This window comes from Gordonia sp. NPDC003585 (assembly GCF_040610755.1).
Classification (GTDB): Bacteria; Actinomycetota; Actinomycetes; order Mycobacteriales; family Mycobacteriaceae; genus Gordonia.
In genome coordinates, this window is record NZ_JBEXMX010000006.1 from 79,898 (window position 1) to 92,693 (window position 12,796).

14 protein-coding genes are annotated in these 12,796 nt (G+C 64.2%); 5 read left to right on the forward strand and 9 right to left on the reverse strand.

The window, feature by feature from the left end:
- The first annotated feature begins 2 nt into the window (after positions 1-2).
- From ABZW74_RS02885 to ABZW74_RS02895, 3 genes are all read left to right on the forward strand, one after another.
- The gene (locus tag ABZW74_RS02885) at positions 3-212 is read left to right on the forward strand and encodes a tautomerase family protein (protein ID WP_355273686.1); all 210 of its coding nucleotides are present in this window, start codon (positions 3-5) and stop codon (positions 210-212) included.
- Positions 213-336: 124 nt separating this feature from the next.
- A complete protein-coding gene (locus tag ABZW74_RS02890; protein ID WP_240857747.1) occupies positions 337-1,593 on the forward strand; it encodes an acyl-CoA dehydrogenase family protein in 1,257 nt (418 codons plus the stop codon).
- A 48-nt stretch (positions 1,594-1,641) separates the two neighbouring features.
- A complete protein-coding gene (locus ABZW74_RS02895; protein ID WP_240857748.1) occupies positions 1,642-2,697 on the forward strand; it encodes a helix-turn-helix domain-containing protein in 1,056 nt (351 codons plus the stop codon).
- On the opposite strand, the gene ABZW74_RS02900 is transcribed toward ABZW74_RS02895, so the two are convergent.
- The 9 genes from ABZW74_RS02900 to ABZW74_RS02940 form a co-directional block, all read right to left on the reverse strand.
- On the reverse strand, positions 2,648-3,805 hold the full coding sequence (locus ABZW74_RS02900) for an FAD-dependent oxidoreductase (RefSeq protein ID WP_355273689.1): 1,158 nt from the start codon (positions 3,803-3,805) through the stop codon (positions 2,648-2,650). The two genes, ABZW74_RS02895 and ABZW74_RS02900, sit on opposite strands and share 50 nt — an antisense overlap.
- Complete coding sequence (locus ABZW74_RS02905) at positions 3,802-4,002, reverse strand: ferredoxin (RefSeq protein ID WP_240857750.1); 201 nt, start codon at positions 4,000-4,002, stop codon at positions 3,802-3,804. The genes ABZW74_RS02900 and ABZW74_RS02905 overlap by 4 nt, the downstream gene beginning before the upstream one ends.
- Positions 4,002-5,225 (reverse strand): cytochrome P450, encoded by a 1,224-nt coding sequence (locus ABZW74_RS02910; protein ID WP_355273692.1) that lies wholly within the window; start codon positions 5,223-5,225, stop codon positions 4,002-4,004. Before ABZW74_RS02910 ends, ABZW74_RS02905 begins: the two co-directional genes overlap by 1 nt.
- 45 nt (positions 5,226-5,270) lie before the next feature.
- Complete coding sequence (locus ABZW74_RS02915) at positions 5,271-6,089, reverse strand: alpha/beta hydrolase (RefSeq protein WP_355273695.1); 819 nt, start codon at positions 6,087-6,089, stop codon at positions 5,271-5,273.
- A gap of 211 nt (positions 6,090-6,300) precedes the next feature.
- Positions 6,301-6,732: a tautomerase family protein gene (locus ABZW74_RS02920; protein ID WP_240857753.1), complete on the reverse strand. Its 432-nt coding sequence runs from the start codon at positions 6,730-6,732 to the stop codon at positions 6,301-6,303.
- Between the two features lie 15 nt (positions 6,733-6,747).
- Entirely contained in the window at positions 6,748-7,500 is a 753-nt protein-coding gene (locus ABZW74_RS02925; RefSeq protein ID WP_355273699.1) for an SDR family oxidoreductase, read from the reverse strand.
- A gap of 5 nt (positions 7,501-7,505) precedes the next feature.
- Entirely contained in the window at positions 7,506-8,975 is a 1,470-nt protein-coding gene (locus tag ABZW74_RS02930) for an aldehyde dehydrogenase (RefSeq protein WP_355273702.1), read from the reverse strand.
- A complete protein-coding gene (gene dmpG / locus ABZW74_RS02935; RefSeq protein WP_240857756.1) occupies positions 8,972-10,024 on the reverse strand; it encodes a 4-hydroxy-2-oxovalerate aldolase in 1,053 nt (350 codons plus the stop codon). The genes ABZW74_RS02930 and dmpG overlap by 4 nt, the downstream gene beginning before the upstream one ends.
- Complete coding sequence (locus ABZW74_RS02940; protein ID WP_240857757.1) at positions 10,021-10,899, reverse strand: acetaldehyde dehydrogenase (acetylating); 879 nt, start codon at positions 10,897-10,899, stop codon at positions 10,021-10,023. The genes dmpG and ABZW74_RS02940 overlap by 4 nt, the downstream gene beginning before the upstream one ends.
- Positions 10,900-11,125: 226 nt before the next feature.
- Between ABZW74_RS02940 and ABZW74_RS02945 the strand changes: the two genes are divergently transcribed.
- Positions 11,126-12,214: a VOC family protein gene (locus tag ABZW74_RS02945; RefSeq protein WP_355273707.1), complete on the forward strand. Its 1,089-nt coding sequence runs from the start codon at positions 11,126-11,128 to the stop codon at positions 12,212-12,214.
- A gap of 112 nt (positions 12,215-12,326) precedes the next feature.
- A partial coding sequence (locus ABZW74_RS02950) for an alcohol dehydrogenase catalytic domain-containing protein (protein ID WP_355273710.1) occupies positions 12,327-12,796 on the forward strand: 470 nt, incomplete at its 3' end.

A 12,796-nucleotide genomic window follows, 5' to 3' on the forward strand; every position in this document is an offset into this window, starting at 1 on the left:
CCATGCCGTTCATTGAAGTCACCATCGCGCACGGTCGCACGCCGGAGGAGATCCGAGCGCTGATGCATGAATTGACAGAGGCCACCCACCGCGCCATCGGTGCGCCCGTCGCGAACATCCGGGTCTGTGTGCGCGAGGTGCCGAAGACCCACTGGTCGGCCGGGGACGTGACGGTGGCCGAACGGGAGGCGGGCACCACGCCGTCGCCCTGACAAAACCGAACAACTTGCGCCGCGAAGCGACGCGCAGTCGAGATAACCGACTCGGTGTTGAGCCGAATTCGAATCGGGACTAGACCCGAGGTATCCATCCGCACAGAAGCTTTGGGAGCGCCAGATGACGTCGACGATCAGCACCCCACCCGCCAACCCCGCCGCACCGCCGGCACGGTTGGCGGACACCATGTATCACGATCTCCTGTCCCCAGCAGAGGTCAGCGACGTCCGTTCTCGCGTGCGGACTGTGGCGCACGAGTTCATCTCCCCTCTGGCACAGCGAATCTCGCACGGTGATGAACGAATCGACGGGTTCCCGCGTGACGCATTCGACGCACTTGCCGTCAACGGCGTGTTCCGGATCCCGTTCCCCGGAGATGTTGGTGGTGACGATCTGCGGCATCCGGCAACCGCAACAGCAACTGCGGTCGAGGAACTCGCCTACCATTCCAACAGCGTGGCCGCGATCTTCGACGTGCACTGCATTCTGGCCGGTAACGCAGTCAACCAGGGCACCGACGAGCAGCGGCAGCGGTGGCTCGCGCCGGTGGTGAAGGGTGACATCGTCGGTTCGTTCGCGACCAGTGAGCCGGCCGCGTCCAGCGACCTCTCGCCGTCCGCCGTGTCCACGGTTGCCGAGCGTCGCGCCGACGGCTGGATTCTGAACGGCCGCAAACGGTGGATCACCAACTCCGCGGTAGCGGCGTTCGTGGTGGTGCTGGCCCGGACCGGAGATCGACTGAGCACCTTCATCGTTCCGACCGATACACCAGGTGTCCGCATCGGCGTTCCGGACCGCAAGCTCGGCAACAACGGGCAGATCACCGCCGACGTTATTCTCGACGACGTCGAGCTCGGGGCGGCCACACTTCTCGGCGAGGAAGGCGGTGGCCTCAAGGTGGCACTACAGACACTCACCTATGGTCGGATCGGAATCGCCGCTGCCGGAGTCGGCATGGCCCAAGCGGCCTTCGATCACACCGCAGCGCATTTGAAGAGTCGCCACGCATTCGGCGAACCCCTCGCTGCCAAACAGCACTGGCAGTTCTTGATGGCCGATCGCGCCACCGAGATCGCCATCGCACGCGATCTGTATCTCAAGGCGGCTCTGCGTCTGGATTCGGGAACCGCATTCCCGGAGCCCGAGGCGGCAATGGCAAAGCTCCGCGGCACCGAGATCTCGGTCCAGATGGCCCGCGACGCCATTCAAGCGTTCGGCGGCTTCGGATTCACTCGTGAGCTCGGTGACGACGATTCCTCGAGCCCGGTGGAAGCCATCTATCGGGACGCGAAGATCGGCGAGATCTACGAAGGCGCCAACGAGATCCAGCGCTGGGTGCTCGCGCGGCAGATCTTCGGACGAGATATCACGGGGTGATACCACCTGTTCGGTGCAGGTGGGACACTGATCTTGGAGGTGTTCTCAATGGCAGCGACCATTTCCCGACGGCCCGAGCGGCACATCAATGAGACCACCGAGTCCGCAGGCGGTCGCGACTGGTGGACGAACACACTTGCGACCGTGTATTGCGAGATGGACCCCCAGTGGTCTGATCGTGGCTCGCGCTTCACCGCCGAGTTGTCCACCTACGACTTCGGCGATCTGCAGATGACAAATGTCCACGCAGATGGCCATTCCGTAATACGCACACCAGCGATGATCAGCGGAGCGGTCGAGCACGACTTGTTTCTCTGCGCGGTCACCGCGGGCCCGGGCACCGTCGAACAGAAAGGTGAGGCGGTGGTGCTCGACCATGGCGATTTCACCGTGATCGACTCCGCACTGCCCTACCGGTTCGACTTTCCGCAGTCCTTCACCCAGACCGTGGTCCGGATACCCCGACAGCGGTTGATCGCCAGTGCCGACGCAGACGACCTCGATTCGCTGATAATGCGCCGCTTGGGTGCCGACACCGGCGCCGGCGCGGTGGTCAGTCGGCTCGTGCAACAACTTGCCTCGGACCGCATGCCGGTCGACTCGGGCATCGCGACCGCATTGTCCGCCGCCGCAATCGACATGATGCTCGTAGCCCTCACCGCCGGACGGCCGACCGAATCCGCGACTGATGCGGCACACCGCGACGACCTGCTCCGCGCCCAGACCTTGTTCCGCGCACGGCTCGGCGACGAGACCCTCACCATCTCTTCGGCTGCGGCCGACCTCGGTATGTCGGTGAGATACCTGCAGAAGATCTTCGCCACAGCAGGGACCGCGCCTCGGGAGTGGTTGACATGGATACGTCTCGAGCGCGCCAGGACCCTTCTCCTGTCCGGCAGCCACACGGTCGCGGAACTGAGTCAGTCGGTGGGATTCCGGGAGAGTTCCCACTTCAGCAGGGCCTTCTCGGCCCGTTTCGGCATGAGCCCGGGCCGATTCCGTCGTGCGGTTCGCGCCGGCGAGAACATCAACGTGGCCGTCGGCGGCTCGGACATCATGCCTCGACGGTCAAGCCTGCGGCGACTCGCCGTCGATATCCGATGAAGGACTTGTTGTCGTTCACTGTGACGCCCGCGATCAGATCACCGCTGCTGTCGAGACCATCCCAGCTGTACTTTCCGGGCGCCGTCTCGACGGGTTGGAATTCGACCACCCGACCGAGGAAGCCTGCCGCTTTGATGTGCAAGTCATACTGATCCGACCAGAATGTCGGGATCGGCGCGTATGGCTTGGCGCTGCTCGGGTTGACTAGATTCTCCGCCGCATGCAGGCCCATGTCCGCTGCATTCGACCAGTGTTCCACCCTGATCACGCCGCCGACACCGACGTGCGTCCACTGCGCGACATCTCCCACTGCGACAACGTCTGGACGGTTTGCGGCAAAACAGAACTCATCGCACACGACATTCCCTCCGTCGAGGTCGACACCGGATCCGGTGAGCCATTCCGTGTTGGGCTGCGACCCGATCGCGACCAGCACCACGTCGGCCGCGAGCCGTTCCCCAGTGGAGAGTTCGATCTCTTCGACACAGGTGGCCCCATGAATCGCGACGACACCGGTGCGGCAGCGAACGTCTACGCCGTGCCGGCCATGGACACGCTGCGCGAATGCACCGATCGTCGGTCCCAGCACCGGCATTACGGTTTCGGACATCTCCACGATCGTCACCGACCCGACCCCGGCAGCACGGAGCACCGCGGCAACCTCGCACCCGATGAATCCGCCACCCATGATCACGACGTTGGACGTCGACGAGACCGCTTTGCCGAATCGCCGCGCGTCATCGATGCCGCGAAGCACGTGGATACCCTGCAGGTCAGGAATGTTGGACGGCAACCGCGCACGACGTCCGGTGGCAATGACGAGTCGGTCGAAAGCGATCGAATCGTGTCGGAGCGCAACCTCGTTGTGCTCGAGATCCAGACCGACCGCGGGATTGCCCAGTTCCCAGCGAAAGCCGTCGTCGGCGTCGGGGAAGATGCATTCCTCGGCCGACATCGTGCCGGCCAGAAGCTCCTTTGAGACAGGCGGTCGGTTGTACGGCCGGTAAGCCTCATCGCCCACGATCACCACCTCATCGCCCGACAGCTCACGGATCCGCTGCCCAGCACGAAGCCCGCCCAACCCGGCACCGACGACCACGGTCGTCATCGGGGGTCCTCGATCCGCAACACCGCCACCGGGCAAAGTTTCACGGCGGCGGCCACCTTCGGCCGCAGTTCTTCACCGGGATCGTCGTTCAGCAGAAGCACGGTGTCACCGTCGTCATTGAGATCGAACACCTCCGGAGCCGCGATGACGCACTCGCCGTGTCCGTCGCACATGTCGTAATCGACAGAGATCTTCATCAGTCGGCCCACCTGATCGACAGCTCAAGTTCGCCGAGACTGCGGATGATGTTGTTGGGCTCGTACCGGTATGCGCCTGCCTCGAAGCGCTCGACATGATCGGCCAAGGCGTTGAACAGCGTGATCATCTCCAGCCGCGCCAACGGTTTGCCGAGACAGGAGTGCTTACCGCGCCCCCACCCCAGATGCTGCGCCGGGTTCCTGGTGATGTCGAAGCCGTCGGGATCGGGGAACTGGCGTTCGTCGCGATTCGCGGAGCCATACATCACGATCAGCCGCGAGCCCTCGGGGATCCGGGTGCCGGCGATGTCAGCATCGCGGGTGGCGACACGCGTGAAGAATTGGAGCGGCGAGGCCAACCGGACGATCTCCGGTATCGCACTCTGCAGCAACCTTCGGTCACCGCGCAGCAGATCCCATTGATCCGGATGCTGGGCGAACAGCAACAAGCCGATCCCGATGGCACTGATCGTGCTGTCGATGCTCGGATACACGTAATCGTTCATGACGCCGCGACAGAGGGCCTCGTCCCATCCGGCCTCGGCACCGTTCTTGAACAATTGATCGGCCCAGCCACCGTCGCGAATGTTGGCGGGAAAGTCTTCTTCGGCGTACTGCATGTAGCCCGCCATCGTCTGCAGTGCGGGCATCGTTCGCGGCGCATCGAGCGGACCGATGCTGTCGAAACCCGCTTTGCCCCATTCGAAGAACTGTGCGCGACCAGCCTCCGCGATACCGACGAGATCGGTGACCACGTCGATCGGCATCCGCATTGCGATGTCGGCCACGCCGTCCAGCGTTGCTCCCTCGCCCTTGCTCCTCAGCTCGGCGATCAGGTCGTCAGTGAAAGCGGCCAGCCGCGGCTTGAGTTCCTCGAGTGGCCCCTTCTTGATCGGACAGCCCTCCACCTGACGGATCTGGTCGTGGAAGTCTCCTTCGTTCATGAGACTTGTTTCCCGTATCGAGTTGAACATGTCGTTGAAACCGACTCCCTCACCGCTGGTAAAGGTTTCCCAATCAGCCAGGGTCTCGGCGACTTCCGTATACCTCGGCAGTGCGTAGTATCCGTAGTGGCGCAGCCAGACGACCGGACCGGCCTCTCGCAATTCGGCATAGGTCGGGTACGGGTTGGTCAGGATCTCGTCTACGTGCAGGTTGACGTCGAACGCAGGTACACCAACCGGATCGGGAGTGGTTGGGGTCAGGGTTGATTCGTGTGTCATGGAAGCTCTCCTTTTATCGAAACGGGCTGTGGGTTCGGCCGCGTGTCACGAATTGAGTTGGGCCGAAAGGAATCCTGCGGTGATCGCCAGGTTGCCGGGCGAGTCGAACTCCGCTCCCTCGTGGCCGGCGCCTCCGAGAACCACCAATGTGGATTCCGCGCCGACCCCGACGAGCGAGTCGTGCAGCAGTCGACTCTGGGCCGGCGGAGTGATCCTGTCGCGGTCACCGTGGGAGATGAGGAATGGCGGCGCCGAGGGCGCGACCCGGGAGAGCGGGCTCGCCTGCCAGGACACCTCGGTGGGTGTATCGACTTCGGCATCTCCGATCAGGGTCGCCTCGAACGGCGGAGGCAGCAAAAAGGATTCCACAGCACTGCGATGCGTGTTTGCAGCAAGATCCGACGGACCGAACCAGTGCACCACCGCATCGACGCGGCTGGACTCCTGCAGGTTCCCGCCCACGTCGCCCTCGAGCGCAGAGTCTCCCGCGGTCAGGCCGACCATGGTCGCGAGGTACGCACCTGCGGACGCGCCCCACACACCGACGCGTTCGGTGGCAACCTGCAAGCTGTCTCCGTTGGCACGCAACCAGCGCACAGCACCCTTCACATCATGGATCGGGTTCGGGAAGGCTCCATGCTGTCCGAGCCGATAGTTCACCGACAGCACTGCGACGCCGTACGACGCAAGCCGCGAGAGGCGATCGTCGGCACCGTCCGCCTTGTCGCCGAGCTGCCACCCACCCCCGTGCAGGTAGACGACGACGGGCGGCAGCTCCGCCGACGGTCGATGGAGGTCGGCTGTGATCTCCACGCCGTTCACGGTTGCGATCGAGATATCTGACCGGACATGCACATCGCTCATGTCAGTTCCTTCCGGGTGTGTGAAATAGGCTGTGCTGAACAATGATTCAGAACATTCTGGTGGTGTGATCCACAACACTATGGCAAGCCCGGATGCATGCCCATGTCGTCATGCGCACCAATTCGTGGCGCAATGCGCACCGCAGCGGTGAGTCACACGAAAAGGCCCGGCGATCCGTGATCGCCGGGCCAATTCCTACACTTATCCTCGCCTACCGCCAGTCTCCGCTCTCTACTCTCGCGCGGTCCGCGACCTCTTTCGAACGCACGGCACTGGCGGCCTTGCCGCCGATCCCCCAGTTTTCCGGCGCCACTTCAATGATCTGGCCACGCACGAGTCCGCGCTCGACGCCGAGGACATCGACGATCAGAGTCGTGAAGGCGGCCATTAGTTCCTGTCGCTGTGCAGCTGGGCGCCCAGCGAGCACGATCGCGGTGAAATACGGTGCAGCAGAACCACCCTCGGCCACGATCTCACCCGCGACGGCAAGTTGCGTCGGCTCGTAGTGCACGACGAAGGTCCGGACCCGCTCGATCGGTGAGTCAAGGATCTGCGAGTAGAGCGTGCTGGACTCGATCAGCAACGACCGCTCCTGCTCCGCCGTCGCAAGTCCTGTGGGTAGGTGAAAATGGGCTACGGGCATGGAAACTCCTACATGTCATTGGATTCCGCGTCGCACGCCACCGTCGGCGGTCAGGACACAACCGTGCAGGACGGACGCTTGCGGGGCGAGCAGTGTCTCGACAAGCCAGGCGATCTCGTCGAGAGTCGGCAATCGACCGAGCGTGGTCTTGTTCCGGTACCGATCCCAGATCTGCTCGATCGGCTGACCGGTCTCGGCGGACTCCGTCTCGATGAAGCGTCGGAGGCGAGGTGTGTCGATCGGACCCGGAGCGATGGTGTGCGTCGTGACGCCCTTCGGTCCGTAGAGCGCACTGATCTGTCGCATGAGGTTGAGCAAAGCGGCGTTCGCCGTGCCCGGGCCGGCGTCCAGCGGCCCCGGCTCCAAGCCCAGTGACCCGGCGATCGCCACAAAGCGAGACCCCTCGACGAGGCGATCGCGGACCCCCTGCAGGAGGCGTACCGGCCCCGCAACCTTGATGTTGGCCGCGGTTGCCAGCGCCGACGGCTCGATCGAGTCGGCCGATCCCTTGACCGGAAGGCCGGCCGCGAACACGGCCATGCGGACCGGTCCGTCCAAGGATCCCTTGATCTGATCCACAGACTCGTCACTCGCGATGTCCGCCGCGCAGCAGACGACCAGATCACTGATTGCGGCAAGCTTCTCCAGCTCGTCCGCCGAACGCGCCACCGCGACTACCTGGTAGCCCTTCGCCGCCAGACGTTCGGTGAAGATCGCCCCCATGGCGCCGGTCGCACCGACCACCACGCAGGTTTCGTCGACTGACATGGTGCTCAGCCGCGCAACCGGATCGTGACAGCGCGCGGTTCGGTGAAGAACTCACGTGAGTACTGACCTCCCTCGCGGCCGAGGCCGCTGATGCCCTCCCCGCCGAACGGGAGGCGCAGATCGCGTTCGAAGAATGTGTTGATCCACACGGTGCCGGCCTTCCATCGCGCAGCGAGACGGTGGGCACGATCGAGGTTCTGGGTGAACAGGATTCCGGCGAGCCCGTAGGGTGAATCGTTGGTGATCCGCAGAGCTTCCTCTTCGGTGTCGAAACCGATCACCGTCTCGACAGGACCGAAGATCTCCTCACGCGCGGTGCGGGATTCGTTGGTCAAACCCGTGATGACGGTCGGCGGGAAATAGAATCCCCCGGCGTGGGCCTCATCGGTGAGACGTTCACCGCCGGTGACGATCTTGCCGCCTTCCTCCTGCGCAAGTTCGACGTAACCCGCCACCTTCTCGAGGTGGCGCTGCTCGATCAACGGCCCCATGAACGTCGACGCTTCCTTCGGATCACCGACCGTGAGTGTGCGGGCCTCCTCGGCGAACCGCTCCAGGAACTCTTCCCGGATCGAGTTCTGTACCAGGAGACGCGACCCCGACAGACAGACCTGACCATTGCCGCCGAAGATGGCGCGAATCGACATCGGCACGGCCACATCGAGATCCGCGTCGGCGAAGACGATGTTCGCCGACTTCCCACCCATCTCCGCCGACACCGGCGTGTGATTGAGCGCAGCCGCCTGCAAGATCTTGACGCCGGTGGCGCTCGAGCCGGTGAAGGTTATCCGGTCGACTCGCGGATCGGACGTCAGTGGTCCGGCGACCGCCTCGCCACCGAAGCCGTGCACCACGTTGAGAACACCGGCCGGAAGTCCGGCCTCCAAGGCGATCTCGGCGAATCGGTTGGCGGTCAACGGAGTCTGCGGCGCCGGCTTGAGGACAACGGTGTTGCCAAAAGCCAATGCGGGAGCGATTTTCCAGGTCGCCAGCATCAGCGGCGCATTCCACGGGCTGATCGCGGACACCACACCGGCCGGCGGATACAGCACGTACGACAGCAGATCTCCGTCGGGATAGGCCTCATTCGCCGCCATCGCCACGTAGTCGGCGAAGAACCGCAGGTTGTGTGCCACTCGCGGGATTTCCGCGTGCAGCGACTGCGTGATGGTCTTGCCGCCGTCACGGGTTTCCAACTGCGCAAGTTCTTCTCGGTGATCGTCTACGGCGTCGGCGACAGCGTGGAGAACCTTGGCGCGTTCTTTCGGTGACATCTGCGGCCACGGGCCGTCGTCGAACGCCTTGCGAGCCACCGAGATGGCCGCACTGCCGTCGTCGGCGGTGCCACGGGCGACGGTGGCCAGCAGACTCCCGTCGTGCGGATCACGAGACTCGAAGGTGGATCCGTCCGACGCCGTCTTCCACTCGTCGCCGATGAGATGGCGTATCTCGATCGGGGCGTTGATCGCGGTCATACCGTGGCCACCTCCGGGGTCTCATAGGTGCGTCCCGCCAGCTCCGACGCGACGTCGATGATCATGTCCTCTTGTCCTCCGATCACACCACGACGACCGAGTTCCAGAAGGATTTCCCGAGTCGAGATGCCGAACTTCTTTGCCGCACGCTTGGTGGGGTGGAAGAACGTCGAGTAGACGCCCGCATAGCCGAGCACCAGGGCGGTCTCGTCCACGATCTGCGGTTCCTTCATCAACGGCGCGACAACATGTTCGGCGGTGTCGATGAGCGGGAAGAGGTCGACGCCGGTGTCCCAGCCTGCGCGCTCGAAGGCGGCTGCAAGCACCTCGGTCTGTGCGTTGCCTGCGCTGGCGCCGAGCCCTCGCAGCGATCCGTCGATGTAGGTGGCACCGTTCTCGGCGGCCGTGAGCGCGTTGGCAATTCCCACTCCGAGGTTGTTGTGGGCGTGGAAGCCGATGTCGGCCGAGATCGCCGTGCGCAGCGCGGCCACCCGCTCGCCGGCCTGCTGCGGCACCATCGCGCCGGCGGAGTCCACCACGTAGACGACGTCGGCGCCGTACGAGTCGAGCTTGGCGGCCTGTTCGGCCAGTGGCTCTGCCTCGAGCTTGTGGCTCATCATCAGGAAGCACATGACGTTGAGGCCCTTGTCTTTTGCCCACTCGACAGGCTGCTGACCGCAATCGGCCTCGGTGCAGTGCACGGCGACGCGCACGGTCTTGATCCCGGCGTCGATGGCTCCCTGCAACTCGTTCAACGTGGCGATGCCCGGGACGTAGAGCACGGCGATGTCGGCGTTGTCGACCGCGCCGACGGCGGCCCGCACATAGTCGGGGTCGGTGGCCGCGGCGAATCCGTACTGGATCGACGACGCCCCCAGCCCAATGCCGTGCGCGACCTCGATCGTGGAGATTCCGGCCCGGTCGAGTCCGGCGGCGATGGCGGCGACGTTGTCGGTGGTGAACTGATGCGACACACTCGACATCCCATCGCGGAGGGTGGTGTCGACGAGGGTGACCTTGCGGTCGGCTGCGGTTCCGTCGGTGCTCATTGAGCTGCTCCTGTCACGAGGTTCTCGGAGGCCATGACGTCGGCGACGCGCACGGCGGCTGCGGTGATGATGTCGAGGTTGCCGGCGTAGGTGGGCAGGAAATCGCCTGCGCCAACCACTTCGAGCATGACGGTGACGAGATCACCGTCGACGTCGACGAGCTTGAGGGTGTATCCGGGCACGTACTTCTGGACTTCGGCGACCATGTCGATGACGGCCCGCTCGATGGCGACGGCGTCGGGGTTGCGCACCTTGGCGTAGACGGTGTCGCGCATGTTCATCGGCGGCTCGGCCGGATTGATCACCGAGATGGCCTTGGCGCGGTCGGCGCCGGCCACCGTCGCGAGCGCGCGGCCCGTCTTCTCACTGAACTCACTGAGGTTCTGCCGGGTGCCCGGGCCGGCGCTCTTCGACGCGATCGCGGCGACGATCTCGCCGTAGGAGGCGTCGGCCACCTCGTTGATCGCATACAGGATCGGGATGGTCGCCTGCCCGGCGCAACTCACCATGTTGACGTTGGGTGCCCTGAGATGTTCGTGCAGGTTGACCGCAGGCACGACGTAGGGACCGACCGACGACGGGGTCAGATCGATGGCCGTGATGCCCGCCTCGGCGTAGCGGGGTGCCGCCGCAGCGTGGATCTTGGCCGAGGTGGCCTCGAAGATGAGGTCGGGCCGCTCGGGCTGTGCGAGGAGCCAATCGACACCCTCGGCGGAGGTTTCCAGTCCTTCCGCGCGGGCGCGGGCAATGCCTTCACTCTTCGGGTCGATGCCGATCATGTACTTGGGTTCCACGTTCTCCGAACGCAGCAGCTTGTACATCAGGTCCGTCCCGATGTTGCCCGATCCGACTATCGCGGCGGTCAACCGACTCATGGTGTTCTCCTCTACTCGCGGTGCGATACCGACGACGGTAGGTACTTGGTCCCGGCGAGCGGGCCGGTCGACGACGTACCCGGATCAACGGCGACGACAATCGGCGGTTGTTCGGCAATGCCGAACGTGGGTGACTGGGGTCACAAACACGGCCATGCTGTGAGCATCCAGTAGATGGAAGGTCCCCGCAGACGCGGTGCCCGCACGATTGACCACAGGAGAACCGATGAGCGAGAACCCCGCCCGTTTCGATGTCGCGCACCTGGCGCGCTGCGAACTCTTCAGCCCCAAGCCGCAGGAAACCGAGGACTTCTTCACCCGTTTTCTCGGGATGTACGTGACCAAGCGCGAAGGTCAGTCGGTGTTTCTCCGTGGTTACGAGGACCCCTATCAGTGGAGCCTCAAGATCACCGAGTCCGACCAGCCCGGCATGGGTCACGCAGCAATGCGCACCAGCTCACCGGAGGCTCTCGAGCGCCGGGCGTCGTCGCTCAAGGACGGCAACATCGACAGCAAGTGGCACGAAGACGAGTTCGGCTACGGCAAGACCCTGTCCTACAAGACCGCCGACGGCCACAACTTTGCCCTCTTATGGGAGGCCGAGAAGTACGTCGCCCCAACGGAATTGCAGAGCAAGATTCTCTCGCGTCCGTCGAAGAAGCCGTTGCAGGGCATTCCCGTGAAGCGCATCGACCACCTGAACCTGATGGCGTCGGACGTGACTGCGGTGAAGAACGAGTTCGAGCGGCACCTCGGATTCCGTACCACCGAACGCGTCGTAGATGGTGAGGTCGAAATCGGCGCATGGATGAGTTCGAATCTGTTGGGCCACGAGATCGCCTGCATGCGCGACATGACCGGCGGCGCAGGTAAACTCCACCACCTCGCGTTCTACTACGGTAACGGCCAGCACAACATCGACGCGGCAGAGATGTTCCGCGACTACGACATTCAGATCGAGGCCGGACCGGACGTGCACGGCATCACGCAAGGACAGTTCCTCTATGTGTTCGAGCCCGGCGGCAACCGCGTCGAACTGTTCGGCGAAGCGGGCTATCTGCACATGGATCCGGATGCACAGACCAAGACCTGGAACATGGCCGACATCGACACCGGCCTGGCCATTGGTGGGGCGAAACTCCCCTGGGAGACCTACTTCACCTACGGAACCCCCAGTCCACTCACGCTCGATCAGCACATCGAGCAGTTCGCGCACTTCGGCCCCGGGCAGGAACCGCCGGCCGTCGAAGCAGCCGAGGAGAACATCCCACTGGAGATCGACCACTCCCGCGCGGTGGCGGGCTCACCCGTCTGACCTGTACCTGCGTCGCTCCCGCCGCTTCCTGTGCTCTGGAAGCGGCGGGTCGCACGTTAGGGGTAACGGCAATGCCTCCCATGCGCGGGCGAAGTGGAGTTGAGTGGAAAGCATGTACGGAGCCGTATTGCATGCGCCACGGGACGTCCGCTTCGAGGAACGATCCGACCCCACCATCGTCGAACCGTCGGATGCGGTTGTCCGCACGGTCGCGGCCTGCGTCTGCGGGTCCGACCTGTGGCGATACCGCGGAATCACACCCGTGCCCAAGCCCATGCCGATCGGTCACGAGTTCTGCGGGGTGGTCACCGCGATCGGCGATGGCGTCACCACCGTGAAACCGGGCGACTTCGTGGTCGGCGGATTCAATCCCTCCGACAACACCTGCCCGCTGTGCCGCAAGGGCGCCACCGCCAACTGTCAGCACGGATCGCACTACGACGGCGCGCAGGCCGAGCAGATCCGCATCCCGATGGCCGACGGCACGCTGATCGCGACCCCCGAGTCGCCACCCGACGACCTGATCCCGAGCCTGCTCGCGCTGTCGGACGTCATGTGCACCGGGTGGCACGCGGCGGTGTC